The sequence below is a fragment of the Aneurinibacillus tyrosinisolvens genome (genome assembly GCF_001015055.1).
Lineage (GTDB): Bacteria > Bacillota > Bacilli > Aneurinibacillales > Aneurinibacillaceae > Aneurinibacillus_A > Aneurinibacillus_A tyrosinisolvens.
The window spans coordinates 53,207-79,149 of sequence record NZ_BBWZ01000016.1; the positions used below are offsets into that span (position 1 = coordinate 53,207).

General features: G+C 46.6%; 24 protein-coding genes and 1 pseudogene. 23 read left to right on the plus strand and 2 right to left on the minus strand.

What is annotated here, in order from left to right; translation table 11 throughout:
* The first annotated feature begins 54 nt into the window (after positions 1–54).
* From ystJ to MBEAL2_RS15265, 8 genes are all read left to right on the plus strand, one after another.
* On the plus strand, positions 55–1,287 hold the full coding sequence (gene ystJ, locus MBEAL2_RS15230; RefSeq protein WP_047153131.1) for an NADP-dependent malic enzyme: 1,233 nt from the start codon (positions 55–57) through the stop codon (positions 1,285–1,287).
* Between the two features lie 97 nt (positions 1,288–1,384).
* The gene (locus tag MBEAL2_RS15235) at positions 1,385–2,056 is read left to right on the plus strand and encodes a FadR/GntR family transcriptional regulator (RefSeq protein WP_047153167.1); all 672 of its coding nucleotides are present in this window, start codon (positions 1,385–1,387) and stop codon (positions 2,054–2,056) included.
* A 90-nt stretch (positions 2,057–2,146) separates the two neighbouring features.
* A complete protein-coding gene (locus tag MBEAL2_RS15240; protein ID WP_047153132.1) occupies positions 2,147–2,329 on the plus strand; it encodes a hypothetical protein in 183 nt (60 codons plus the stop codon).
* A 24-nt stretch (positions 2,330–2,353) separates the two neighbouring features.
* Positions 2,354–3,229, plus strand: coding sequence for an acetyl-CoA carboxylase, carboxyltransferase subunit beta (accD, locus tag MBEAL2_RS15245; RefSeq protein WP_047153133.1), 876 nt, complete (start codon positions 2,354–2,356; stop codon positions 3,227–3,229).
* Positions 3,230–4,198: an acetyl-CoA carboxylase carboxyl transferase subunit alpha gene (gene accA, locus MBEAL2_RS15250; RefSeq protein WP_047153134.1), complete on the plus strand. Its 969-nt coding sequence runs from the start codon at positions 3,230–3,232 to the stop codon at positions 4,196–4,198.
* A gap of 14 nt (positions 4,199–4,212) precedes the next feature.
* The gene (gene pyk / locus MBEAL2_RS15255) at positions 4,213–5,964 is read left to right on the plus strand and encodes a pyruvate kinase (RefSeq protein ID WP_047153135.1); all 1,752 of its coding nucleotides are present in this window, start codon (positions 4,213–4,215) and stop codon (positions 5,962–5,964) included.
* A gap of 32 nt (positions 5,965–5,996) precedes the next feature.
* Positions 5,997–6,425 carry an acyl-CoA thioesterase gene (locus MBEAL2_RS15260; protein ID WP_047153136.1) on the plus strand — a complete coding sequence of 143 codons (429 nt, stop codon included), beginning with the start codon at positions 5,997–5,999 and terminating at the stop codon, positions 6,423–6,425.
* A gap of 18 nt (positions 6,426–6,443) precedes the next feature.
* Entirely contained in the window at positions 6,444–6,848 is a 405-nt protein-coding gene (locus tag MBEAL2_RS15265) for an FxsA family protein (RefSeq protein WP_047153137.1), read from the plus strand.
* A gap of 79 nt (positions 6,849–6,927) precedes the next feature.
* Here the strand turns inward: MBEAL2_RS15265 and ytvI are convergent, their stop codons facing one another.
* A complete protein-coding gene (gene ytvI, locus MBEAL2_RS15270; RefSeq protein WP_047153138.1) occupies positions 6,928–8,070 on the minus strand; it encodes a sporulation integral membrane protein YtvI in 1,143 nt (380 codons plus the stop codon).
* A 288-nt stretch (positions 8,071–8,358) separates the two neighbouring features.
* On the opposite strand from ytvI, the gene citZ reads away from it, so the two are divergent.
* From citZ to pnpS, 6 genes are all read left to right on the plus strand, one after another.
* Positions 8,359–9,468 carry a citrate synthase gene (gene citZ, locus MBEAL2_RS15275; RefSeq protein ID WP_047153139.1) on the plus strand — a complete coding sequence of 370 codons (1,110 nt, stop codon included), beginning with the start codon at positions 8,359–8,361 and terminating at the stop codon, positions 9,466–9,468.
* Positions 9,469–9,609: 141 nt separating this feature from the next.
* The gene (gene icd / locus MBEAL2_RS15280) at positions 9,610–10,884 is read left to right on the plus strand and encodes an NADP-dependent isocitrate dehydrogenase (protein WP_152667810.1); all 1,275 of its coding nucleotides are present in this window, start codon (positions 9,610–9,612) and stop codon (positions 10,882–10,884) included.
* A 112-nt stretch (positions 10,885–10,996) separates the two neighbouring features.
* Positions 10,997–11,935, plus strand: a complete 939-nt coding sequence (mdh, locus tag MBEAL2_RS15285; RefSeq protein ID WP_047153140.1) for a malate dehydrogenase — start codon at positions 10,997–10,999, stop codon at positions 11,933–11,935.
* Positions 11,936–12,029: 94 nt separating this feature from the next.
* Complete coding sequence (locus MBEAL2_RS15290; protein WP_047153141.1) at positions 12,030–12,500, plus strand: hypothetical protein; 471 nt, start codon at positions 12,030–12,032, stop codon at positions 12,498–12,500.
* A gap of 11 nt (positions 12,501–12,511) precedes the next feature.
* Positions 12,512–13,210 (plus strand): response regulator transcription factor, encoded by a 699-nt coding sequence (locus MBEAL2_RS15295; protein WP_047153142.1) that lies wholly within the window; start codon positions 12,512–12,514, stop codon positions 13,208–13,210.
* Between the two features lie 3 nt (positions 13,211–13,213).
* Complete coding sequence (gene pnpS / locus MBEAL2_RS15300; RefSeq protein WP_047153143.1) at positions 13,214–14,995, plus strand: two-component system histidine kinase PnpS; 1,782 nt, start codon at positions 13,214–13,216, stop codon at positions 14,993–14,995.
* Here pnpS and MBEAL2_RS15305 read toward each other — a convergent pair.
* A pseudogene (locus tag MBEAL2_RS15305) lies at positions 14,988–15,912 on the minus strand (DMT family transporter). The gene pnpS and the pseudogene MBEAL2_RS15305 sit on opposite strands and share 8 nt — an antisense overlap.
* Before the next feature lie 178 nt (positions 15,913–16,090).
* Between MBEAL2_RS15305 and MBEAL2_RS15310 the strand changes: the two are divergent.
* From MBEAL2_RS15310 to MBEAL2_RS15350, 9 genes are all read left to right on the plus strand, one after another.
* The gene (locus tag MBEAL2_RS15310; RefSeq protein WP_047153144.1) at positions 16,091–16,918 is read left to right on the plus strand and encodes a prohibitin family protein; all 828 of its coding nucleotides are present in this window, start codon (positions 16,091–16,093) and stop codon (positions 16,916–16,918) included.
* A 123-nt stretch (positions 16,919–17,041) separates the two neighbouring features.
* Entirely contained in the window at positions 17,042–19,690 is a 2,649-nt protein-coding gene (polA, locus tag MBEAL2_RS15315; RefSeq protein ID WP_047153145.1) for a DNA polymerase I, read from the plus strand.
* Positions 19,691–19,704: 14 nt separating this feature from the next.
* The gene (gene mutM / locus MBEAL2_RS15320; protein ID WP_047153146.1) at positions 19,705–20,535 is read left to right on the plus strand and encodes a DNA-formamidopyrimidine glycosylase; all 831 of its coding nucleotides are present in this window, start codon (positions 19,705–19,707) and stop codon (positions 20,533–20,535) included.
* A gap of 122 nt (positions 20,536–20,657) precedes the next feature.
* The gene (gene ytaF, locus MBEAL2_RS15325; protein ID WP_047153147.1) at positions 20,658–21,320 is read left to right on the plus strand and encodes a sporulation membrane protein YtaF; all 663 of its coding nucleotides are present in this window, start codon (positions 20,658–20,660) and stop codon (positions 21,318–21,320) included.
* Positions 21,321–21,328: 8 nt separating this feature from the next.
* The gene (gene coaE, locus MBEAL2_RS15330; RefSeq protein ID WP_047153169.1) at positions 21,329–21,931 is read left to right on the plus strand and encodes a dephospho-CoA kinase; all 603 of its coding nucleotides are present in this window, start codon (positions 21,329–21,331) and stop codon (positions 21,929–21,931) included.
* A gap of 46 nt (positions 21,932–21,977) precedes the next feature.
* Positions 21,978–22,541 carry a lytic transglycosylase domain-containing protein gene (locus MBEAL2_RS15335; protein ID WP_047153148.1) on the plus strand — a complete coding sequence of 188 codons (564 nt, stop codon included), beginning with the start codon at positions 21,978–21,980 and terminating at the stop codon, positions 22,539–22,541.
* A gap of 157 nt (positions 22,542–22,698) precedes the next feature.
* On the plus strand, positions 22,699–23,733 hold the full coding sequence (locus tag MBEAL2_RS15340; protein WP_047153149.1) for a glyceraldehyde-3-phosphate dehydrogenase: 1,035 nt from the start codon (positions 22,699–22,701) through the stop codon (positions 23,731–23,733).
* Positions 23,734–23,865: 132 nt separating this feature from the next.
* Positions 23,866–24,333, plus strand: a complete 468-nt coding sequence (nrdR, locus tag MBEAL2_RS15345) for a transcriptional regulator NrdR (RefSeq protein ID WP_047153150.1) — start codon at positions 23,866–23,868, stop codon at positions 24,331–24,333.
* 101 nt (positions 24,334–24,434) lie between these two features.
* On the plus strand, positions 24,435–25,937 hold the full coding sequence (locus tag MBEAL2_RS15350) for a DnaD domain protein (RefSeq protein ID WP_047153151.1): 1,503 nt from the start codon (positions 24,435–24,437) through the stop codon (positions 25,935–25,937).
* Positions 25,938–25,943 lie beyond the last annotated feature (6 nt).

A 25,943-nucleotide genomic window follows, 5' to 3' on the forward strand; every position in this document is an offset into this window, starting at 1 on the left:
GTCAGACCACTAGAAGAAAATCGGAGTCCTAAATCAAAAAAGGAGTGGTAAGAAGTGCCGAAGCTGCGTGAGGAAGCTCTCAAACTGCATAAAGAAAATCAGGGGAAAATTCGCATCGAGTCAAAGGTCCCTCTTAATAGCGCAAAAGATTTAAGCCTGGCGTATTCTCCGGGGGTTGCCGAACCTTGCAAAGATATTTTTGATAACCCTCAGAAGGTGTATGATTATACGGCCAAAGGAAATATGGTCGCCGTCGTTTCTGACGGTTCGGCTGTACTTGGGCTCGGCAATATTGGGCCGGAAGGAGCGCTCCCTGTTATGGAAGGGAAGGCTGTGTTGTTCAAATCTTTTGCGGGGGTGGATGCGTTTCCTATTTGCTTGCGCACGCAGGATCCGGAGGAGATTATCAGGACGGTGAAGTATTTAGAACCGACCTTCGGCGGGATCAATCTTGAAGACATTGCGGCTCCGAATTGTTTTGTAATTGAAGAAAGATTAAAGAAGGAATTAAACATCCCGGTATTCCATGATGACCAGCATGGAACAGCGATCGTTACGGCTGCAGGGCTGCTGAATGCATTAAAAATCGTAAACAAAGAGATGAAGGATATTTCAGTCGTGGCTAACGGTGCAGGAGCGGCGGGAATTGCGATTAGTAAGCTTTTGCTCTCCATGGGAGTGAAAGACGTCATTATGTGTGATTCAAAGGGAGCCATCTATGAAGGGCGTCCGTATGGGATGAACGCCATTAAAAACGAAATCGCCGTGATTACAAACCGGAAGAAGACGGAAGGCACTCTCGCACAGGTAATGCAGGGGGCGGACGTGTTTATCGGCGTATCCGTAGCCGGTTCCGTGACGCCGGATATGATTCAGTCAATGAATGTGAACCCGATTATTTTTGCGATGGCCAATCCGGTACCTGAGATTATGCCGGAAGAGGCCATGCAGGCAGGCGCTGCCGTTATCGGCACAGGGCGCTCGGATTTCCCGAACCAGGTTAACAATGTGCTTGCCTTCCCCGGGATTTTCCGCGGAGCATTGGAAGTAATGGCCACAGATATTAACGAAGAGATGAAGCTGGCTGCTGTTCGTGCAATTGCAGGACTTATCGAGGAAGAAGAGCTGGCGCCTGACTATATCATTCCTTCTCCGTTTGACCCGCGCGTCGCTCCCCAGGTAGCGGAGGCGGTCGCAAAAGCGGCAATGGAGACCGGGGTTGCAAGAAGAGAAGTAAGCCCGGAGCAAATTAAGGAAACAATGAAGGCAGCACTTATCCAAGTTTAAAGAGAAGAAAGAGAAGAAAGGGGGAATAATTCCCCCTTTCTTTCCTGTGTTTAGCACGTCGTTCAGCAGCAGACTGCTTTTCATTATACAAGCGAGTGTGATAAAAATGTCTGAGCAACGCAAGGTATATCAGGAAATATTATTAGAGATCAACAGAATTATTAAAGAAGATGGGCTCAGGCCCGGGGATAAACTTCCTTCCGAACGTGAGCTTTCCGAACGCCTGCAAGCAGGCAGATCGTCTGTGCGGGAAGCGCTGCGTGCACTAGAACTGCTCGGCCTTATTACGACCCGAAGAGGAGAAGGCACATTTATTCAGCATTACCGCCACAATACGCTTATTGATTTAATCGGCGCCTATGTGTTAAAAGATTTTAAGACAAGGAAAGATCTTGTGGAAATGAGGAAAATACTGGAGATTGATGCGGTTCGCCTTGCATGCAGGAGGGGAAGTGAAAAATATTTTGCGGAGATGGAGAGAATTATTCATATGGCCGAACAAACCATTCGGGATGGCAAGATTCCAACGGAAGAAGATTACTTATTCCACCGGATGATTTGCCGCTCCAGCCGCAATTCTGTGCTTCACCGGATCTGGGTGCCGCTTGTTGAGTATAGCAAGTCCGTTCGTGAGCAGTCCTTATCAAGAGATGGAAGAGCGGAAGAAGCCCTTGAGGAACATCGGCTAATTCTGGAGGCAATGCGCGCGGGGAATGAGGAGGAAGCAGTAGATTACATGGCTCGCCACCTGGAGAACAGTATTCTATAGTAAGCGAAAGAAAATCTAATTAGGCATATGTGGGGTATAGGGTTTAGAATAGTAAGCAGCAACATATATTTTGAAGGAGGATGAGCCGGGATGTGGACGGTCATCTACATTGCTCCGAGCGCAAAAATGGCTGAAAAAATACAGGATAAATTAACCGTGGAAGGCTTCCTCGTAAAAATTCGCCAGGCCGGTTTATCCAAACAGTTTGAAATTCTTGTTCCTGAAGGGGAGCTTGAAGAAATACAGGAAGTATTAAATTCTATTCTTCATTAGGTGCCTTAAGAGAGGTGTTTGTTTTTGTTAAAGGACATTTTTTATAAAAAGCGCCGGTACGCGACTATCCCAACGGGGCAGGTTCAAGAACCGCGCACGGAAAAGAAAGAAGTTCCCGAAGGGCTGATGATAAAATGCGCTCAATGCGGAACGATCACTTACGCAAAGGAACTTGAAAAAAACCAAAAAGTTTGCCAGGGGTGCGGGTATCATTTTGCCATGACGGCTTTTGAACGGATCGCGATTACCCTCGATGACGGACATTTTTATGAGTACGATGCTGACTTGCTGTCGGAGGATCCGCTGAACTTTCCAGATTACACAAGCAAGCTGGAAAAGGATATGGAAAAGTCAGGCCTGTCTGAAGCGGTTGTGACAGGGGAGGGAACGATTAAAGGATTTCCTGTCGTCATTGGGGTTATGGACCCTCGTTTCCGCATGGGAAGCATGGGATCCGTTGTCGGTGAAAAAATCGCCCGGGCCATTGAACAGGCGATAGAAAAACGATATCCGTTTATTCTTTTTTCTGCATCGGGGGGTGCCCGGATGCAGGAGGGCGTGCTAAGCTTGATGCAGATGGCAAAGACAAGCGCAGCCCTTGCTAAGTTGAGCGCAGCCGGCGGATTATATGTTTCTATTATGACAAATCCTACAACAGGGGGCGTCTCGGCAAGCTTTGCCTCATTGGGCGATTATAATTTTGCCGAGCCGGGGGCGCTCATCGGGTTCGCCGGGCGGCGGATTATTGAACAGACCATTCGCCAGGAGCTGCCCGAAGATTTTCAGACGGCAGAATTTCTTCTCAAAAATGGCCAGCTTGATAAGGTAATCCCTCGTAAAGAATTGCGTGACGTTCTTGGAAAACTTCTTGATATGCATGCAGTAAGGAGGGAAAAGTAGATGCCCGGAGAATTATCTTTTGAGAAACCGCTCCTTGAGCTCAATGCAAAAATTCAAGAGCTCCGTAAATTCACGGAAGAAAAGCACATTGATTTCTCAGATGAAATCGTAAAGCTCGAAGCGAGAGCCAAAAGCCTGGCGCAGGAGATTTACGGAAACTTGACGCCGTGGCAGCGGGTTCAGCTTGCACGCCATGCGGAGAGGCCCACGACGCTCGATTTTATTAATGCCATTTTTACAGACTTCATTGAGCTTCATGGGGACCGCCTATATGGAGAGGACGCGGCGATTGTAGCGGGGATCGCGAAGTTTAACGGTTTGCCTGTGACCGTAATGGGGCATCAGAAGGGTAAAGATACAAAGGATAATATTGCCCGCAACTTCGGGATGCCTCATCCGGAAGGGTATAGAAAGGCTCTGCGCCTTATGCAGCAGGCGGACAAGTTTAACCGTCCGATTATTTGCTTTATCAATACGCCCGGTGCTTATCCGGGAAAGGCGGCGGAAGAGCGGGGACAAAGTGAAGCCATTGCCCGAAACCTGCGTGAAATGGCGTCATTCGGCGTTCCGATTATCTCAGTTGTAACCGGAGAAGGGGGCAGCGGCGGAGCGCTCGCCCTTGGAGTAGGGAACCGATTGCTAATGTTTGAGAACTCTTTCTACTCGGTTATCTCGCCGGAAGGGGCAGCGGCTTTGCTCTGGAAAGACGCGAGCCAGGCACAGCGTGCTGCTGAATCAATGAAAATCACCGCCCGGGATTTATTACAGCTGGGCATTATCGATGAGATTGTGCCGGAACCATTGGGAGGAGCGCATAAGGATTTTGCCCAAACAGCCGCTTCACTGCGCAGCGTGTTAACAAAGCACCTTGAAGAGCTGCTGCCGTTGAGTCGTGAACTGCTTGTGGTTGACCGTTATGAGAAATACAAATCAATGGGACGGTATGCAACGCTTACAGAAACGATTTAGGAGGTTCTTCTACTATGCGAAAAACGAAAATTGTTTGTACAATTGGTCCTGCAAGTGAATCGATTGAAACGTTAAAGTCCCTTATGGAAGCGGGGATGAATGTCGCCCGCCTTAATTTTTCCCATGGAAACCACGAGGAGCACGGGGCCCGGATCGCTTCGATTCGGCGCGCTGCCGAAGAACTAGGGAAAAATGTAGCGATTCTCCTTGACACGAAGGGCCCTGAAATTCGTACAGGATTGCTGAATCAGCCGTCTGTTGAACTGAAAGAGGGAGAATCTTTTATTTTAACAACAGAGGAAACCAAGGGCAACGAGAGCAGGGTGTCGATTACATATACAGGGCTTCCGAACGATGTGCGTCCCGGCTCTACCATTTTGATTGATGACGGATTAATCGGCCTCACCGTTGAAAAGGTGGAAAACGCAGAAATTCACTGCCAGATTCGCAATGGCGGGACGCTGAAGGATAGAAAAGGTGTAAATGTACCGGGCGTGCAAATCGGGCTTCCGGGAATTACAGAGAAGGATGCAAAAGACATTGAGTTTGGCATCATCCAGGGAATTGACATGATTGCCGCTTCCTTCGTGAGAAAGTCCGAGGACGTACTTGAAATCAGAAAAATTCTGGAGGCGCATGGAGCGGATATCCAAATTATTTCTAAGATTGAAAACCATGAAGGGGTTGTGAATGCTGCCGAAATCCTCGCCGTTTCAGACGGATTGATGGTAGCCCGCGGAGATTTAGGGGTAGAAATACCGGCCGAAGAAGTGCCTCTCGTTCAGAAAGATTTAATCCGTAAGTGCAATAATGCCGGAAAGCCTGTTATTACAGCGACACAGATGCTGGATTCCATGCAGCGCAACCCCAGGCCGACAAGGGCCGAAGCTAGCGATGTCGCGAATGCGATTTTCGATGGTTCCGACGCGATTATGCTGTCCGGGGAAACCGCCGCAGGTAAATATCCTATCGAGGCGGTTAGAACGATGAACCGGATTGCCGAAAGGACAGAATCAGCACTTGCTTATCGTGAGATCCTCCATACCCATTCATCGGCTAAGCAGTCGTCGATCCCGGACGCGCTGAGCCAGGCGGTCGCCAACGTTGCGCTTGATCTTGATGCGGCGGCGATTCTTACAAGTACGGAAAGCGGGCATACGGCACGTATGGTATCGAAATACCGTCCGAAAGCGCCGATTGTCGCGGTTACACCGCATGCCCATGTCTGCCGCAAACTTGCCCTTGTATGGGGTGTCATCCCGCTGCAGAGCGAAATAACGGATAGTACTGATGAAATGCTTGACACTTCCGTGCGGACAGCGGTAAGAGCCGGGGTCGTAAAACGCGGTGAACTTGTTGTCATTACTGCCGGTGTGCCGGTTAGAGAACCGGGTACAACCAATCTGCTTAAAGTTCATATTGTCGGTGATGTTGTAGCGCGAGGGCAGGGGATCGGACAGAATACGGCAACCGGAAAAGTATTTGTTGTGAAAGGAAGCATGGACTTCTCAAGCATAACAGAGGAAGGTTACATTCTGGTGGCCGCTGGAACGGACAAGGAGATGATGCCGGCCATTGAGAAGGCAGCCGCGCTCATCGTAGAAGAAGGCGGTCTTACTTCCCATGCTGCCGTCGTCGGGATTAATCTCGGCATTCCTGTTATCGTCGGAGTAGCAGATGCACTTGATACGTTTAAAGAGGGAGACGAAGTAACTGTAGATGCGGCTACTGGCCGTATTTATGCCGGTTTTGCGCAGGTGCTGTAACCAAGTAAGAAAGAAAACGCGGTGAGGTCATTATGGGAGAACAGGAGAAGTGGTTCGAAACAACAATACGTGTCAGGTATGAAGAAACCGATCAGATGCGGGTCGTTTATCATGCCAACTACCTCGTTTGGTTTGAAATCGGCAGAACGGAACTCATTCGTGAACTCGGATTTTCCTACCGCCGCTTTGAGGACATCGGATTTATGCTTCCTGTAAGCGAAGTGAACGCAAAATATAAATCCCCTGCCCGCTATGATGATGAGCTTATCATTCGGACAAAAATCGCTTATTGCTCAAGCGTGCGGCTCACGTTCGCTTACGAGATTTACCGGGCTGTCGATCAGGCATTGCTTGTGTCCGGTGAAACCGGCCATGTGTGGACGGATATGGGTCTAAAGCCGGTGCGATTGGAGAAAAAAGCGCCTGAGCTTTACGCTCTAATGAAGGAGTACGAGTCGTAGGAGAAGGGGGGAGAGGCAATGCTGCGTATTCTTATCTTGATTTTGCTTATTGTACCTACGGTAGAGATATGGTTTCTGCTTACTGCGGGCCATATTATTGGCTGGTTTCCGACACTGCTTCTTTGCATTGCTACCGGGGTGGCAGGCGCCTGGCTTGCGAAGAGAGAAGGGCTGCATATTTTCCATCTGGCACAGGTTCAATTAAGCAGAGGACAACTGCCGGGCGAAGCGATCCTCGACGGAATTTGCGTGTTTGCCGGAGGGTTGTTTCTTCTTACGCCAGGATTTCTTTCGGATTTCGTTGGATTTTTCCTCCTTTTCCCTTATACTCGCAGCATTGCTAAAATTTTTCTGAAGAGATGGCTTCGAAGAAAGATACAATCCGGACAAATCGAAATGTTTAATTTTAATCGTTTTCGCTAACGAGAAAAAAAGGGAGTTCATTACTCTTTTAAAGCAATATATGCTTTCTTATGCAGCGAGAAAGAGCTGATCCAGTGGATCAGCTCTTTTGTTTTGGCGGCTCGCCTTTTATGTACAGCCATACATCACGGAACACCCCGGCATTTTGTAAAGCATTGATAACAACAAGCAGAACAGGGCCGATGATCAGTCCGAGAAACCCGAACAGCTTAAGGCCTGTGAACAGAGCAACGAGCGTAAGCAGGGGATCCAGGCCAACATTCGTGGCAACGATTTTTGGCTCCATAATTTGCCGTTGGATAATCACGACCGCATAAAGAATAGATAAACCAATGACGAGTGGGAAATCGCCGGTAAAAAATCCGTAAGCGATCCATGGAACGAAAACAGCGCCTGTTCCAAGGTATGGCATAAGATCGACAAGTCCTGTTAACAAGCCAATTGACACTGCATAAGGAACTCCAATAATCAACAGGCCGATAACCACAATGACGGCTGTAATTGTGATGAGGGTAAGCTGGGCTTTAATAAATCCGAACAATGCCTTCTGCAAATCGCCGGCCACACCCATGCCTTTGCGAAAATAGTCAGGCGGCACAAGAGTTCTCACTTTCCTGCCGATTTTATGATAGTCTTTGCTGAGGAAAAAGGCGGAAAGAATAGAAATGACCATAACCGTTGCCGCGTTTGGAATCGAACTTAAAAAGTTTCGTATTCCGGTCAGGATGCTCTTCGTTAAATTGGTCCCTGTTGCTGCGATTTTCGACATGCCCAGACTAACGTTTTCCTGGATTTTGCTTCTGTAGCTTTCATCAAGGTTACTATAAAGATTGGTGAAACGATTATACAGCCCGGATTGTACACTTTGGGAAATAAAATTCTTTATGTAATTGGAAAGCTGGTCAATATAGGCAGGCAGCATGTCAAGCAAATTGCCGATTTCGATAACGACCTGGGCAATGACGACACTAATAATTCCAAGTAAAATAAAAATCACGATCGTCAGGACGCCTGTAACCGCAAGCCAGCGCGGCCACCTGGCCCGGTACTGCAGCAGATCTACCGGTTTATTAATGAGATAGGCAATAATGAAACCGATAATAAACGGGTACAGTAACGGTATGAGGAAGGCCGCTGTTTTATAAGCGACATACAATCCACCCGCTACCAGAAGAAAGCGTAAAACTTGAAAGATGCGATGGTAAAGCAATGTCGTATCCATTATAACCTCCTTTCGTTTAAGTAAAATGTATTGACGCTTTGCGATTTGTTATTTTTAGGTTATGATAAGTGGGAGACAAAAAGCAAGTTTTCCTGCGTGTTCAGTAATCTTTCACATTTTTTTAAAGAAACATTCACAAATCAGGGGAAATAATCTATAATTATTTCTGAAACAAAAGAAGTATCCTCTCTCTTTTTTTTATGCTTTTTGAGCTTTATTCTGTGGAAGATTGAGGGTATTTCTGAAGATCGACCAACAGATAAACTAGGGATAAAGGAGAGATATACTATGTCAGGTAAAGGATTAGAAGGAATTGTTGCAACGCAATCTTCCGTTTGTTCTATCATCGACGGAGTTCTTACATACGCGGGAATCGAGATTGATGAACTTGCTGAAAACGCTTCTTTTGAAGAAGTTGTATACTTGCTGTGGCACGGAAGACTGCCAAAACAGGCGGAACTCGATGATTTGAAGAAAGCACTTGCTGAAAATGCTGCCATTCCTGAGGATATCATTACTTTATTAAAAACATTCCCTGCGGATAACCATCCAATGTCTGTACTCCGCACTGTTGTATCTGCCCTGGCTCTTTATGACCCAGAAGCGCAGGATATGTCCAGAGAGGCAAACTTACGCAAAGCAACTCGCCTTCAGGCGAAAATTTCCACGCTAATTGCAGCTTATCACCGCATTCGCGAAGGCAAAGAAGTTCTTGCTCCGAAACCTGGATTCGGATTTGCCCAAAACTTCCTTTATATGTTAAATGGTGAAGAGCCTGACCAAATTGCGATCGATGCGCTTGATACAGCTTTAGTGCTCCACGCGGATCATGAATTAAACGCTTCTACATTTGCCGCACGCGTAACTGTGGCGACTCTTTCTGATATTTATTCCGGTATTACTTCGGCAATTGGGGCCTTGAAAGGACCGCTTCACGGTGGAGCAAATGAGGCTGTAATGGCCATGCTTCAAGAAATTAAAGACCCGGCAAATGTAGAATCTTACATTCGTAAAGCCCTTGATGAGAAAGTGAAAATTATGGGATTCGGCCACCGCGTATACAAAGACGGGGACCCGCGCGCGAAGTACCTTCGTAAAATGTCCCAGCGTTTAACAGAAATCACAGGCCAGCCTCAATGGTATGAGATGTCTATAAAGATCGATGAAATGGTAACGGCTGAAAAAGGCCTAAAGCCGAACGTCGATTTCTATTCTGCTTCCGTATACCATAGCCTTGGAATTCCGCGTGACCTCTTTACACCTATTTTTGCTATCAGCCGGATGTCCGGATGGACAGCCCACATTTTAGAACAATATGACAACAACCGCCTCATTCGTCCTCGTGCTGAATACGTAGGACCAGTAGATGCTCATTACGTTCCTGTGAACGAGCGCTAATTCATAAGTTGAGGTATAGGACGGGGGATACTGCGGTAACCCCTTTCCTATTTCATCTATATAAGTACATGGGAGAAATTCCTTATCTGCTTAAATACATACTTGGGAGGGGTAACGGTGTCAATTTTTGAAAAATATGAAATGCCTACGCATGGAGAGAAAATTACGGTGGATAATACGGGGAAGCTAAACGTCCCTAACAATCCAATCGTTCCATTCATCGAAGGGGATGGGACAGGCCCTGACATCTGGAATGCATCAGTTCGGGTTCTGGACGCTGCAGTAGAAAAAGCATACAGTGGTGAGAAGAAAATCGCCTGGTATGAAGTATTTGCCGGTGAGAAGGCTTTTAACGAGTATGGTGAATGGCTTCCAAAAGATACATTAACAGCAATCAACGAGTACCTTGTAGCAATTAAAGGACCACTTACAACTCCAGTTGGCGGTGGAATTCGTTCCATCAATGTGGCGCTGCGCCAGGAATTGGATTTGTATGCTTGTGTTCGTCCTGTTCAGTATTTTGAAGGTGTACCTTCTCCGGTAAAACAGCCTGAGCTTACAGACATGGTTATTTTCCGTGAAAATACAGAAGATATTTATGCTGGCATCGAATGGAATGAAGGCAGTGAAGAAGTGAAGAAGGTTATCTCTTTCCTTCAGAATGAAATGGGCGTAAACAAAATCCGTTTCCCTGAAACATCAGGAATTGGGATTAAGCCTGTTTCCAAAGAAGGGACAAGCCGTCTTGTACGTGCGGCGATTCAGTACGCCATCGAAAACAACCGTAAGAGTGTAACCCTTGTTCATAAAGGAAATATCATGAAGTTTACAGAAGGTGCGTTCAAGACATGGGGTTATGAACTGGCTGAAAGTGAATTCAGCGACAATGTGTTCACATGGGCGCAGTACGACCGCATTGCGGATGAGCAGGGAAAAGACGCAGCGAACAAGGCGCAGGCAGATGCTGAGCAAGCGGGTAAAATCATCGTGAAAGATGTAATTGCCGATGCATTCCTCCAGCAAATCCTCACTCGTCCAGCTGAGTATGATGTGGTTGCTACATTGAATCTAAACGGTGACTACGTTTCCGATGCACTTGCTGCTCAGGTAGGCGGAATCGGTATCGCACCGGGTGCTAACATCAACTATGTTACAGGCCGTGCGATTTTCGAAGCCACACACGGAACCGCGCCTAAATATGCGGGTCTCGATAAAGTAAACCCATCGTCTGTTATCCTCTCCGGTGAAATGATGCTTCGCCACATGGGATGGGCAGAAGCAGCCGATTTAATTATCAACTCCATTGAGAAGACGATTTCTTCGAAAGAAGTAACATATGACTTCGCCCGCTTAATGGAAGGAGCGACAGAACTGAAGTGCTCTGAGTTCGGCGACGCGCTCATCAAAAATATGTAATTTACACATTTTATACCGGGGAAACGCATACATCCACTGTATACGTTTCCCCTTACTTATATGCTTATCACCTTACCTACTATAAATAATACAATTCAGGAGGTAAAAAATTATGTCTTTCACCCGTAAAAAAATTGCTGTTATCGGTTCTGGCTTCACAGGTGCTACGACTGCTTTCTTACTGGCCCAAAAAGAGCTTGGCGATGTTATCCTCGTTGATATTCCACAAATGGAAAACCCAACAAAAGGAAAGGCGCTTGACATGGCTGAAGCTGGTCCCATACAAGGGTTTGACGCACAAGTAATCGGTACTTCCAGCTATGAAGATATCCAGGATGCAGATATGGTCATCGTGACTGCGGGGATTGCACGTAAGCCTGGTATGAGCCGTGATGATCTTGTAAATACAAACGCAGGTATCATGAAAACTGTGGGTGAACAAATTAAAAAATACGCACCAAACAGCACCATCCTTGTTCTCTCTAATCCGGTAGATGCCATGACATATACCCTCTTCAAAACTACTGGCTTCCCGAAAAACCGTGTTATCGGGCAATCCGGTGTACTTGATACAGCGCGCTTCCGCACTTTTGTAGCGATGGAGCTTAACCTTTCTGTGAAAGACGTAACAGGCTTCGTGCTCGGCGGCCACGGGGATACAATGGTTCCGCTTGTTCGCTACTCTTATGCTGGCGGCATTCCGCTTGAAACATTAATTCCGAAAGAGCGCCTTGATGAAATTGTTGACCGCACTCGTAACGGTGGGGCAGAAATTGTAAACCTCCTTGGTAACGGCTCAGCCTATTATGCGCCTGCTGCTTCACTCGTTGAAATGGCAGAAGCGATTCTTAAAGACCAGAAGCGTATTATTCCTTCCATTGCTTATCTTGAAGGTGAATATGGATATAACCAGCTGTACCTCGGTGTTCCGACGCTGCTTGGCAAGGGCGGAATTGAAAAAGTATACGAGCTTGAATTAACAGCTGATGAGAAAGCTGCACTCGATAAATCTGCGGATGCAGTTCGTAATGTAATGGCTGTTCTATCCTAGTTGTAAGGTAAAACATAAAAGAGTCCGGGACTGCAATCCCGGACTCTTTTTTTCGTTTAAAAATGTGGTATGATGGGCTTGGAGGGATATAGAGATGCTGAAAAAGAGAGCAATGTATGTAATCGGATTGTTTGCGTTATTGTTTTTACTGGGGGGATGTTCGACAAGTCAGGAGGATCTGGACTACTACAGAAAAGAATTTACCCAGAAGACTGGCCAGGCTTTTGAAGCACTTCCTAATGGGGACAAAGTTCTTACCGAGGTGCGGAGAGAAGCCCAGAATGGGATGAAAAGGACAAAAGTAATGAATGCGATTGATCAAGGGCAAACGGCTCTCGAATCTATGCATGATGATCTCCTCAGTTCACCTGTACCAAAAGAAATGGAGCCGGCAAAGAAAACGCTGACGGATGGAATTGAGAAAAAAATAGAAGCATATAAAGAGTTGTTTATGTACTATGATATTCAGGATAAACAGCATGAACAGAAGGCAGATGAGCTATTACAGGAAGCAAGCGGGCTTATAGAAAAAGCAAGAACAGACGTAGAAAAATTTAAACAATAAGGGTGTAAAACGTGAAAAAGATACTCGTAGTAGATGATGAACAGTCAATTGTTACCCTGCTGGAGTTTAATCTGCAGAAGGCAGGCTTTGAGGTGATTAAGGCCATGGACGGCATCTCTGCAGTAAAGCTTGCTGAAACGGAAGCGCCGGATTTAATTGTTCTTGACATTATGCTCCCGGGTCTTGATGGCATGGAGGTTTGCAAGCAGCTGAGAATGGAGAAGATAAACACACCAATCCTTATGCTCACAGCGAAAGACGAAGAATTCGATAAAATTCTCGGGTTGGAGCTTGGGGCCGATGACTACATGACTAAGCCGTTCAGCCCGCGTGAAGTTGTGGCGCGCATCAAAGCGATTTTACGCCGCAGCGGACAGCAGGGGCAGGAGCAAGCCCGGGAAGAAAATGAGCAAATGATTACGATTGGAAAGCTGAAGATTTATCCGGAAAAGTATGAGGTGTTTTTTAACGAGAACAGGCTTGAGCTAACGCCCAAAGAGTTTGAGCTGCTCCAATACCTCGCCACCCATCCAGGACGGGTAATGACCCGGGATCAGCTGCTAAACGCAGTCTGGAACTATGACTTTGTAGGGGACTCGCGCATTGTGGATGTGCACATCAGCCATCTGCGTGAGAAGATTGAGGAAGATACGAAACAGCCAAAATATATAAAAACCGTTCGCGGCCTAGGCTATAAATTAGAGGGGTAACTTATGCAGAGTTTTCGCATCCGGTTGAACTTTATTTTTCTATTTATTATCGCTGTTTTGCTTCTTACAATTGGCCTGTATGTTGCAAAGCTGCTGGAAAATACATATGTTGGTATTTTAGAGGATCGCTTAACAAAAGAAGCGAAAATTATCGCAGACGATGTGCTGTATTTTGATATTCATGAACAGGCGCCGAAGCTGCAGGAACGCATGCTTTCTTTTTCCCGCGAAATCGGTACCCGTATTACAGTGATGGACAAAAACGGCAAAGTAATGGCTGATACGGAGCACGATCCGAAAACACTGCCCAACCACTTGAACCGCCCGGAAATAAGAGAGGCCCTTCGCAGAGGGACGGGACATGCTATACGGTACAGCAACACATTGAATTACGATATGATGTATGTAGCCGTCCCGCTGAAGCAGAATGGACAGACAATTGGGCTGGCCCGGGTCTCAGTTAAGATAACGAATGTACATGAGTCGGTACAACAGCTCTGGCTGAGCCTTGTCGGCGTCTTATTCATTACGTTGCTTTTATTCGGTTTTATAAGTACACGCATTGCCAAAAATATTACGCAGCCGATTGAAGATATTACAAGGGTGGCGCGTGATATTACGAGAAATGAATTCAAAAGCAGAATTCAAACGAATGCCAAAGGCGAAGTCGGAGAGCTGGCCCAGGCGATTAATTTTATGGCGCTGAGCCTGGAGCAGCAGATGTCCGCCCTCCAGGATAATGAGAAACGGTTAGAGAGCATTCTTAATAATATGTTTAGCGGCATGATCTTAGTAAGCGATATGAGGCGGATTACCATAATGAATGCGGCCGCTGAAGAGATGCTTGGGTATGACGCAAAGGAACTCGCCGGGCGTATTCACAGCGAGGTTGGGCAAAACACAAGCCTCAGTCCGCTCATCGAACAGTGCTTTGAATCGGGAGAAAAAATGAGGGAAGAGATTCATATTTATTATCCTGAGGAGCGCATTATCGATGTTAATCTTGGGGCATACAGGAATGAACAGAATGAGATTAAAGGCGTTATTATCGTTCTTCATGATATTACAGCAATACGAAGGCTTGAGAAAATGAGAAGTGAATTTGTCGCCAATGTTTCTCACGAATTAAAGACGCCCATTACTTCCATCAAAGGTTTCACCGAGACTCTGCTGGATGGTGCTCTGGATGATATTGAGATTAGCCGTACCTTCCTGACGATTATTAACGAAGAAAGTGACAGGTTGAACCGGCTGATTAGCGATATTCTTGAGCTATCTAAGATTGAACAGAAAAAAATGCCGCTCGTAGTGGAAGAGGTAAATTTAGTGCGGCTGGTTAAAGAGACAGTAAGGATTGTCAGGGAAGAAGCGAGGGCGAAAGACATTACCATTTACCTGCCGGCAGAAGACAGGATGATGTTAGAAGGTGATCCGGACCGTCTGCGGCAAATTATCTTAAACCTTATTAGCAATGCGATAAATTATACCCCGGCTAATGGGGAAGTAAGCGTCACTATCGGGGAAACAGAAGATGAGAAGGTTAAAATGGCCATTGAGGATACTGGCACAGGAATCCCTGAGGAACACCTTCCCCGCATATTTGAGCGTTTTTACCGTGTGGATAAGGCCCGTTCCAGGGAATCGGGCGGAACAGGCCTTGGATTGGCTATTGTTAAGCATCTCGTTGAAGCACACCACGGAACAATACAGGTGGAGAGTACGGAGGGAGAAGGGACCACATTTACCGTCCTCCTTCCCAAACGGCAGCCTTATTTATTCAGCTAGTTTTTTGGAGCTCGCTTGCTGTTTCGAGTTCCTTCTTTTTTCCGGCCTGATTGTATTTAATAAAAAGGTAAATCCCAAATAAAATAACCCCTGCGCCAATTAACTGCGTTTTCGTCACCAGCTCACCGAGAATAAAGTAGGCAAGGATCGCGGAGCCAACCGGCTCACCGAGAATGCTCATGGATATTGTGTTAGCACTGAGCCATTTTATCGCCCAGTTGAATACACTGTGCCCGAGCAATGTGGGGAAAACAGCAAGCGCAAGAAATACGAGCCATTCGTTCGCTGAATAAGGATAGAGCGGGAAACCCATGATAAAGTCATACAATAATAGTGTAGCCGTACTAATTCCATATACAACGAATGTGTAGGTCATAAGGGAAAGACGTTTGCGCACACTCTGTCCGAAGAGCCAGTAGCCAGTAACGGTGGCCGCACCAAGCAGGGCAAGGATATCGCCCCATAACGCAGTTCCGCCAACCTTAAAGTCGCCCCAGCCAATAATAGCACTCCCTCCCAGGGCAAGCAAACCGCCGAGAAAGCCGACAAAACTTACCTTTTCTTTAAAAGAAAAAGTAAGCGCCCGCAAACGAAAAAAGCGGCTGCAGGGTAACGAGCACGACCGAGCTGGCTACCGATGTGTAGTTGAGCGATTCAAACCACAGGATAAAGTGGAGGGCCAGGAAGATGCCTGCCAGAGCGGATAACGCCCAATCTCTGCCTGTTATCTCCTTGATTTCACGCATATGCTTCCATAATATGAACGGCAGCATCAACAGGACGGTGAATAACAGACGATAGGTCGCAATAATGGAAGCGGGAGCAGCTGATAACTTAACAAAAATAGCAGATGTAGATACGGCGATCACGCCGATAAGAAGAGCGAGATAAGGATTAAAAGCAGGTTGGTTCCTCATGAAGTCCCCTTTCTTATGTAAAAAAGATAAATATTGTTTATTTTCTTCCTATATTAGCACACAAAGCCGAAGAAAGCCTCCAGATTCATCCATGGGGATGGCCACAAGCAGCAAAAACTGAAACCTAAACCGGCCTCTTTCGTAATAAGAGGTAGAAAGTAACAAAGGGGGAAGAAAAATGAGTGAGAAAGTTGTCAAGATGGGAGCCCCTGGTTTCAACCCGGGCAAAATTATAAAGTTTTTACTGCCGGTTCTTTTACTGGTTATTCTGGCGTTCGATTCCTTTGCCGTTGTCCAGCCTGGCCACCGTGGGGTTGTCGTACAGCTCGGTGCAGTAAAGCCGCAGTTATTTGAGGAAGGCCTTCACTTTAAACTGCCGTTTATCCAGCATGTTATACCTGTGGAAGTTCGTGTGCAAAAAGCGGAAAGCCATGCTTCTGCAGCCTCTAGAGATTTACAGATTGTAACGACAACGATAGCGGTAAACTTCCATATCGACCCGGCCCGCGCCAACAAACTATACCAGAATGTCGGGACAGACTTCAAAGAAAGAATCGTGGATCCGTCCATTGCAGAGTCTTTAAAGGCCGTGACGGCCAAATACACAGCGGAACAGCTCATCTCCAAGCGATCTGAGGTAGGGCAAAACGTGAAAGAACTGTTAACAAAAAAGCTTGGAACATATGATATGATGCTTGATGAAATTAACATTACCGAGTTCAAGTTTAGCGATGAATATAACAAAGCAATTGAACAAAAGCAAATTGCCGAGCAGCAGGCTCTGAAATCGAAACTCGATTTAGAGCGGATTAAAATCGAAAAAGAACAGACGATAACACAGGCACAGGCAACGGCTGAGTCTCTCAGACTCCAGAAGCTGGAAGTTACCCCGGAGCTTGTGAAGCTGCGTGAAATTGAAGCCCAGATAAAAGCCATTGATAAATGGGACGGAAAATTGCCGACTACAACTGGTGGCGCAGTCCCGTTCGTTAATGTACAAAAATAACAGAAACAAAAACCGCTATCCCAGTTCACTTAGGGCGCTGGCGGTTTTTTTGTTTTGGCTTATCTGTCTATGGTATGATGGAAGCATATATACTTTTTAATAAGGGATGGGACGAGGGTTACTATGGAAAACAAATTCATTGTTATTGATGGAAACAGTATTGCGAATCGGGCTTTTTATGCGCTTCCTCTTCTTAGTAATGAGGAAGGTTTATATACAAATGCCGTGTACGGATTTACCACGATGCTGCTGCGAATGCTTGAAGAAGAGAAGCCTACCCATGTGCTCGTTGCATTCGATGCAGGCAAGGTGACCTTTCGGACGGAAGAATTCAAAGAATATAAAGGCAAGCGTCAGAAAACCCCCGGCGAATTATCTTCCCAGTTCCCGCTCATTAAAGAGTTGCTGGACGCTTTTACTATTAAGCACTATGAACTGCCCGGCTATGAGGCGGACGATATTATCGGCACAGTGTCGGCACAAGCAGAGGCGAAAGGGTATACAACGCTTATTGTTTCCGGTGATAAGGATATGCTGCAGCTTGCCTCGGATAAAACAAGCATTGCCCTGACACGCAAAGGGATTAGCGAAGTCGAAATGTATTCACCGCAGGAGATAGAGACAAAATACGGCCTAACGCCTGCGCAAATTACAGACCTAAAAGGGCTTATGGGGGATACATCGGATAATATTCCGGGCATACCGGGAGTAGGAGAGAAGACGGCCCTCAAGCTGCTCCATGAATATAAAACGGTAGAAAACGTTCTCGAACATGCTGAGGATGTAAAAGGAAAGAAACTGCAGGAAAAAATCATCGAGCATGTGGACAGCGCGCGTATGAGCAAGCAACTGGCTACAATTGTACGTGATGCGCCGATAGAAGTAACCGTTGATGATGCTGCCTATTATGCTTTTACGAAGGAAAAGGTAGAACCTGTTCTGCAGCGGCTCGCTTTTAAATCGCTGCTTAGCCGCCTCGGGCTGGATTCAGCGGAAGCGACCGTCCAGCAGGACGAAGAAACGGACGAGATTGAATTTATCATTATTTCGGAAGAGAACAGGGGGGAGTGGGCAGGTAAGCTTACATCTCCTATGGCGGTTATGGTGGAGGTAGACGCCGAAAATTATCACGGCGCTCCCATTCTTGGTATTGGACTTGCAGATGACAACACGCGCTTATACATTCCTTTTGAGCAGCTGAACTGGCCGGAGTTTGCGCGCTGGTTGTCTGACCCGGAGCAGAAGAAGTGGGTGTATGATGCAAAACGGAGCCAGGTTGCTCTCGCCTGGAAGGGAATCGCGCTTGAAGGAATTTGTTTCGACACACTGCTGGCTTCTTATCTGACGAACCCGTCGGAAACGAACCATCTGCTTTCTGATATTATGCAACGATACGGAATGAAGCTTATATCAGATGAAGCGCTTTACGGAAAAGGGGCCAAGCGGAGCCTTCCCGCTCTGGAAAGGCTTGGTGCCCACATTGTAAGCAAGGCTGACGCAATCTATCGAATTCATGATAAGTTGGAACAGGAGATGAAGCAGCAGGAACTGATGGATTTGTTTTATGATTTAGAACTGCCGCTGGCGTCTGTTCTCGGTGATATGGAGAAGCAAGGCGTTCGTGTGAACCGGGCTACACTGGATGAAATGGGAAAAGAGCTGCAGGAAAAGCTGGATAAGCTAACGAGCAGCATTTATAGCCTTGCCGGAGTCGAGTTTAACATTAATTCACCGAAACAGCTTGGTGAAATACTGTTTGACAAGTTAAATCTGCCTGTAATTAAGAAAACAAAAACCGGATACTCAACAGGTGCCGACGTACTGGAGAAACTCCAGTATGCCCACGAGATTATCCCGCTCATTCTTCAGTTCAGGCAGCTTGGCAAGCTTCAATCTACGTATATCGAAGGGCTGAAGAAGGAAATCAGAGAAGAAACCGGGAAGATTCATACTTCATTCAATCAGGCGGTAACCGCAACGGGCAGGCTGAGCAGTACGGAGCCTAATCTGCAAAACATCCCGATCCGCCTGGAGGAGGGGCGCAAAATACGCCAGGCATTCATTCCTTCTGAACCGGGCTGGTTTATTTTAGCGGCCGATTACTCGCAGGTTGAATTGCGAATCTTAGCGCATATTTCGCAGGACGAAAACCTGCTGGATGCTTTCCGCCGCGATATGGATGTCCACACCCGTACAGCGATGGATGTATTTAATGTAGAGGAAGATGAAGTAACATCTCTCATGCGCCGCCAGGCGAAGGCAGTAAACTTCGGGATTGTATATGGAATAAGCGACTATGGCTTATCCCAAAACCTGAACATTACACGCAAACAAGCGGCTGATTTTATTGAGCGTTATTTCTCTGTTTTTCAAGGTGTCAAACGGTATATGGAAGTCATTGTAGAGGAAGCGAAAAAACACGGATACGTAACGACGATGCTGCAGCGCAGACGCTACCTCCCTGAAATTAACAGCCGGAACTTCAACCTCCGCAGCTTCGCCGAACGGACGGCTATGAATACGCCGATCCAGGGTACGGCAGCGGATATCATTAAGCTGGCGATGGTAACGATGGCCCGCCGTATGGAGCAGGAGAAGCTGGCAAGCCGGATGCTGCTGCAGGTGCACGATGAACTTATCTTTGAAGTGCCCGAAGCTGAATTGGATACGATGCGCAGGCTCGTGCCTGAAGTAATGGAACATGCACTGTCGCTGGATGTTCCGCTGAAAGTTGATGTGAATTATGGACCCAGCTGGTATGAAGCGAAGTAAAGGAGAGAAATGAAATGCCGGAATTACCCGAGGTTGAAACCGTACGACGAACGTTAACATCGCTTGTGGTCGGCAAACAAATCGAAGACGTTATCGTAAGTCTGCCTCGTTTAATTAAAGAACCGGACGATGCGATGCAATTCAGCCATTTGTTAAAGGGGCAGACCATTCGGGAAATGGGCCGCAGAGGGAAGTTTCTTCTCTTCTATCTCGATGATTTTGTATTGGTTTCCCATTTGCGGATGGAGGGCCGGTATGGCCTTTATGCAACAGCTGAACCGGTTGAGAAGCACACCCATGTTATTTTCCGCTTTACGGACGGAAGCGAATTGCGCTATAAAGATGTGCGGACCTTTGGGACGATGCATTTATTTGTAAAAGGCAAAGAACAAGCAGGCCCGCCCCTTCATAAGCTTGGTCCCGAGCCTTTAGGAGAAGCGTTTACCGCCGGAATGCTAAAGGAACGGATGAAAGGGCGGAAAAGCAAAGTAAAACCCCTTCTTTTAAACCAGGAAATCGTTGTAGGATTGGGTAATATTTATGTAGATGAAGCGCTTTTCCAGGCAGGCATACACCCTGAGAGGCTGCCTGCCGAACTCACTGACAAACAATGGCAGTCGCTTTACGAGAGCATTGTTGATATATTGGAAAAGTCTATCTCCCTCGGAGGGTCTTCGATTAAATCATACGTGAACGGCCAGGGGGAAACGGGGAATTTTCAGCATACGCTGAAGGCATACGGACGAACCGGAGAACCGTGTGTCACATGTGGAACCCCGATTGAGAAATCCGTAGTTGGAGGCAGGGGCACACATATTTGCCCTGCCTGTCAGCCTCGAACATAATGCACGACTTTTTTTCCTCTCCATATAATGTTAAGGAGCAGCCCGCCTACGAACAGAAATCGGCATGTAGATAAGCTGTGTTTCGTATACTGTAGGGTAGCTCGGGGAAGGGGGAAAAAAATGTGCTGCATGTATTCTCACTCTTGGCGCTTTCTTTTGCCGTCAGTCTTGACGGCTTCGGTGTAGGAGTGACGTACGGGATGCGCCGTATAAAGATACCCGCACGCTCCGTGCTCATTATTACGGCTTGTTCCGCCCTGGTTATTCTTATTTCCATGTACATTGGCAAATGGCTTGCTGTTTTCTTATCTCCGGCTGCAACCCGCTACATCGGGGGAATGATTCTGATTGGGATTGGAATCTGGGCTATATACAACATTAAGAGCCAGAGGAAGAATGAACAAATAAGTGACGGCGGAAATGCAGGAAATCCTCTCGAAGAACGTCCAGTTCTGGCGATTGAAATAAAATCCCTTGGGCTTGTTATCCAAATATTAAAGCGGCCTACGGAAGCAGACGTCGATCGTTCCGGTACCATATCGGGAATGGAAGCGATGTTTCTCGGTCTTGCCTTGTCTATTGACGGCTTTGGTGCGGGGATTGGTGCGGCGCTTATCGGTTATAATCCATGGGTTACCGCATTTGTCATCGGTTTTACAAACTGTCTTTTTATTTTGTCCGGGCTGCGTATCGGTTTTAAATATTCAGAGGCAAGCTGGATGAAAAGCATGACCTATTTACCTGGGATTTTGCTCGTTTTATGTGGATTATTCAAAATGCTGTAAGGAGAGTTATACAGATGATTATTGGACTAACGGGCGGAATTGCCTGTGGTAAGACAACGGTAGCCCGTCTTCTTGCTGAACGGGGAGCCAGAATTATTGACGCGGATATCATTGCCCGTGAAGTCGTTCGGCCAGGTGAAGATGCCTGGTCTCTTATTATCAAACGTTTTGGACAAGATATTCTGCTTGGGAATGAAGAGATTAATCGTGTGAAACTGGGTGGAATTGTTTTTTCCAACGAACAGGCCCGGCTGGACTTAAACGCGATTGTACATCCTGCCGTTAGAAGGCGAATGAAGCAGTTGGCAGAAGAGGCGCAGGCAGAGGGCGTCCCTTTAATTGTACTTGATATTCCACTGCTGTATGAATCAAAATTAGAACATATGACGGAACAAGTTGTCGTAGTATATTGTAAAGAGGATGTCCAGCTAGCGCGTCTGATGCAGCGTAACGGATTTACAAGGGAAGAGGCATTGCGCAGAATCCAGGCGCAGATGCCGCTTGAAGAAAAAATCAAAAGAGCAGACTACACCATTAACAATAATGGAACGCTAACGGACACTGAACGACAAGTAGACGAGCTGATAGAACAACTGTGTCCCGCCAACTGAGCGATTTACGTACGACAAACGTGGCAGGACAGATGAGGAGCCCGGAATGAAACGATTCACTCGGAAGAAAACCATTCTCTTCTTATTCCTCCTGGTGATTTTCCTGCTGCTTGACGCACCGATCACCTGGAAAACCATGTATCCCGTTTATTATAAACAGGAAATACGCACATCTGCCAGCCAATATGGTGTCGATCCCTATTTAATTATGGCGATTATACAAATTGAGTCAAAGTTTGATAAACGGACGGTTTCGAAAAAGGGAGCTGTCGGGCTTATGCAGGTCATGCCTGCCACTGCTGAATGGGCAGCAAAACAGGCGAGATTTTCGCCGATGGCGATTGAATACCTGGATGAGCCGGATACGAATATCTCTCTCGGAACATGGTACATTTCCTTTCTGTACGAAATGTTTCACAGGAATCCCTACGCTGTCATTGCTGCCTACAACGCCGGCCCCGGCAATGTAAAGCGATGGCTTGATAACGGAACGTGGGACGGCAGGCTTGAAACGATATCAAGAATCCCCTTTGGAGAAACAAGGCATTATTTGCAGCGTGTGGTTTACTATAAGAAGAGATATGAAAAAATATATCATAATGAGTTTTAAGTGAGAGGCCCTGCAGAAATGTAGGGTCTTTTATTTGAAAAGTACACAAAAATAAAAAAATAAAGAATTTATACAAACATATTGCAAAAAGTGTTATACTTATTATAATAAAGACAGGTAAATAGTGTGTAACATATCCGGGAAGGAGAACATGTGAATGACGACAAGGATTGCCATTAACGGGTTTGGGCGTATTGGAAGAATGGTTTTTCGGAAAGCAATTCAGGATCCAGAAGTAGAGGTAGTAGCGATTAATGCCAGCCATCCGGTAGAAACGCTCGCCCACCTTATTAAATACGATACGATTCATGGAAACATTTCAGATAAAGTGGAAGTGAAAGACGACACGATTATTGTTAACGGAAAAGTAACGAAGGTTGTTTCAGATCGTAACCCCGCCAACCTGCCGTGGAAAGAGATGAACGTTGAAATTGTAGTAGAAGCGACAGGCAAGTTCCGTGATCAAGAAGGCGCCGGAAAACATATCCAGGCAGGCGCGAAGAAGGTAGTGATTACGGCACCGGGCAAAGACGAAGACGCGACGATTGTGATGGGTGTTAATGAAGAAGTGTATGACTATGCGAACCATCATATCGTGTCCAACGCTTCCTGCACAACGAACTGTCTTGCGCCGGTTGCTAAAGTTCTGGATGAGGCGTTCGGCATTGAGTTTGGCATGATGACGACCATTCATTCTTATACAAATGATCAGAACAATCTTGATAACCCGCATAAAGACCTGCGTCGTGCCCGGGCATGTGCACAATCGATTATCCCAACGACAACGGGTGCTGCCCGCGCGGTATCCCTCGTGCTGCCTCAATTGAAAGGAAAGTTGAACGGATTTGCTCTTCGCGTGCCAACGCCGAATGTTTCCATTGTTGATTTAGTTGTGGACGTAAAGAAAAACGTGACAATCGAAGAGGTAAACCGTGTTCTCCGGGAAGCGAGCGAAGGAAGCATGAAAGGCATTCTTGGCTTTACAGACGAACCGCTTGTTTCTACAGATTTTAACGGAAATGAGAATTCTTCCATTGTAGACGGGCTTTCAACAATGGTTATGCGCGATAGGCAGGTAAAAGTGCTTGCCTGGTATGACAATGAGTGGGGCTATTCCTGCCGCGTTCTTGACCTGGTGAAATTTGTTTCTGAAGCTTCTCAGGCGAAAAAAAAGATTGAGGTACATGCATAAACCTCATCTTATTATAGAAGAGTAGAAGGGGAAGTTCTGATCACAGGACTTCCCCTTTTCTATTTTTACTTGACTCAAAAAACTATCTGGGACAAACTAATGGAAAGTATACAATTTAGTGGAGTTGATCTTATGCGGTGTCCTTATTGTGCACACAATGGAACCCGGGTGCTCGATTCGCGTCCGGTAAACGATAGTAAATCGATTCGCAGGCGCAGAGAGTGCGAACAATGCGCAAGGCGGTTTACTACATTTGAGATGGTTGAAGAAACACCGCTGCTTGTCGTAAAAAAGGATGGAACAAGGGAAGAATTCAGCCGCGAGAAAATTTTGCGCGGCATTATCCGAGCGTGTGAGAAACGTCCGGTTCCGCTGGAAACTCTGGAAACGATCGTGGATGAGATTGAAAGAGAGCTGCGGAACACGGGGCAGGCGGAAGTGCAGAGCAAAGACGTCGGCGAGCTGGTAATGAACGCGCTTTATGATGTAGATGAAGTGGCCTACGTTCGTTTCGCCTCTGTTTACCGCCAGTTTAAAGATATTAATGTATTCGTGAAAGAACTGGAGGAATTGCTCCAAAACAGTAAAAAGAAAGAGTAACCCTGGTTCTTCGATCGAGGGAAGCAATAGAACAAATAGTACAAGATTGTGAAGCATAGGGGATGCTATAATAAACAAAAAACATACAGGGAGTGATACGGGTGAGATGGCAGCAAACCGTCCCGAATGACCCCTATATCATTCGGGTAAAGCGCCCTATCAGCAGTGGAGAGATCGGGTACCTCATTCATCTCTACCAGCCGCTTATCGGTGTTTTGCCCGTTGCTTTATACCAGACGTTATATCATAGCTTATCATTAGCAAATTTCACTTCTGCAGAGGGACTGCACCGTACGCTTATGGTTACGATGGCAGCCCCTCTCAATGTCATTATGAAAGCAAGGCACCAGCTTGAAGCAATAGGGCTTCTTGAAACCTACCGGGTAGAGGCCGGGGAACAAGTGATGGAATATACGCTGAATCCCCCGTATTCGCCGGATGTGTTCTTCGCTGATGATACGCTCAGCATTATGCTCCTCAACCGTGTAGGAAAGCAGCACTACCGAAGCCTGCGCCGTAAGTTTGCTCCCGTCACTGAGCAGAGGGAGCGGCAAGAGAAAAGGGAACGGATAACGAAAGCGTTTGACGAAGTGTTTTACCACTTGTCTCCCAGTGAAATTACGGTTGAACCGGGAACGGAAACCGACGTGTTTTTACGGGAGGTAGAGCAGGAAAGCCCGCTTGAAGCGTTTAAAGAGTATGCAAAAGCGGATCGAGCCTACAGTAAGACGGTAATTGATTTTGCCCTGCTTGAGGCGCTTGTTCCAAAATCGATAAAGAATGAAACATTATTTACGAAAGAAGTATGCTACGCATTACAGGAACTCGCCTTTTTATACCACCTAAATGACCAGCAGCTCGCCTATTTTCTTCAGGAGCCTTCGATTTATTCTTCCGACAACACGATTGATGTACTTATTCTTCGCCGCAACGTAAAGGACTGGTACCGGCATGTAAGTGGAGGACAGGCACCGCGGGTAAACATTCATGAAGAGGCTGACACTGACCTAACAGGAATGAAAGAGAAGGCTTCTCGTAAAAAGCAGCCGATTCTTTCACGAGGCGAAGACCATAACCGGCACCTTTCCTCTTTATCCCCCCTGCAGCTGCTTTCTCACTATCATAACGGTGCGAAAGTAGCACCGGCGGATCAGAAGATTGTGGAAGACCTGCTGGAGGACTATCAGCTTCCGTTTGAAGTCGTAAACGTACTGCTGGAATATGTTATGCTTACACACGAGAGACAGCTTCCAAAAGCACTTATTTATAAAATCGCTGCCCACTGGAAGCGCCTCAATATTAATACAGTGCAGCAGGCGCAGCTACAGGCGAAGCAGCTGTACGCTGAGCATAAGGGGCAAGGTAAAGTCCCCCGTAAGAAAAACCAGCCGTCCTCCGGCAAGTCAACAACATCCAGGGCAAAGGAAACGGCAAAAGATAAAATCCCCGAGCTCATTCTCGAACAATTGGAACGGCAGAAGAAAATGGAAGAGAAAAAAGGGAACGACTTGGAAGAAGGACAGAAGCCTGCCAATCCCGATTACGAGAAAAAAAGGCAGCGTGTACAGGAAATGCTTAAAGCAATGGAAGACAGTAAGCAATAGAAAGGT

Bases quoted from the DNA above. Each gene is read 5' to 3' on its own strand.
- MBEAL2_RS15240 (WP_047153132.1), top strand. From the start codon at position 2,147: ATGTGGACGGTCATCTACATTGCTCCGAGCGCAAAAATGGCTGAAAAA.
- accA (WP_047153134.1), top strand. From the start codon at position 3,230: ATGCCCGGAGAATTATCTTTTGAGAAACCGCTCCTTGAGCTCAATGCA.
- pyk (WP_047153135.1), top strand. From the start codon at position 4,213: ATGCGAAAAACGAAAATTGTTTGTACAATTGGTCCTGCAAGTGAATCG.
- MBEAL2_RS15260 (WP_047153136.1), top strand. From the start codon at position 5,997: ATGGGAGAACAGGAGAAGTGGTTCGAAACAACAATACGTGTCAGGTAT.
- MBEAL2_RS15265 (WP_047153137.1), top strand. From the start codon at position 6,444: ATGCTGCGTATTCTTATCTTGATTTTGCTTATTGTACCTACGGTAGAG.
- ytvI (WP_047153138.1), bottom strand. From the start codon at position 8,070: ATGGATACGACATTGCTTTACCATCGCATCTTTCAAGTTTTACGCTTT.
- citZ (WP_047153139.1), top strand. From the start codon at position 8,359: ATGTCAGGTAAAGGATTAGAAGGAATTGTTGCAACGCAATCTTCCGTT.
- icd (WP_152667810.1), top strand. From the start codon at position 9,610: ATGCCTACGCATGGAGAGAAAATTACGGTGGATAATACGGGGAAGCTA.
- mdh (WP_047153140.1), top strand. From the start codon at position 10,997: ATGTCTTTCACCCGTAAAAAAATTGCTGTTATCGGTTCTGGCTTCACA.
- MBEAL2_RS15290 (WP_047153141.1), top strand. From the start codon at position 12,030: ATGCTGAAAAAGAGAGCAATGTATGTAATCGGATTGTTTGCGTTATTG.
- pnpS (WP_047153143.1), top strand. From the start codon at position 13,214: ATGCAGAGTTTTCGCATCCGGTTGAACTTTATTTTTCTATTTATTATC.
- MBEAL2_RS15310 (WP_047153144.1), top strand. From the start codon at position 16,091: ATGAGTGAGAAAGTTGTCAAGATGGGAGCCCCTGGTTTCAACCCGGGC.
- polA (WP_047153145.1), top strand. From the start codon at position 17,042: ATGGAAAACAAATTCATTGTTATTGATGGAAACAGTATTGCGAATCGG.
- mutM (WP_047153146.1), top strand. From the start codon at position 19,705: ATGCCGGAATTACCCGAGGTTGAAACCGTACGACGAACGTTAACATCG.
- MBEAL2_RS15335 (WP_047153148.1), top strand. From the start codon at position 21,978: ATGAAACGATTCACTCGGAAGAAAACCATTCTCTTCTTATTCCTCCTG.
- MBEAL2_RS15340 (WP_047153149.1), top strand. From the start codon at position 22,699: ATGACGACAAGGATTGCCATTAACGGGTTTGGGCGTATTGGAAGAATG.
- nrdR (WP_047153150.1), top strand. From the start codon at position 23,866: ATGCGGTGTCCTTATTGTGCACACAATGGAACCCGGGTGCTCGATTCG.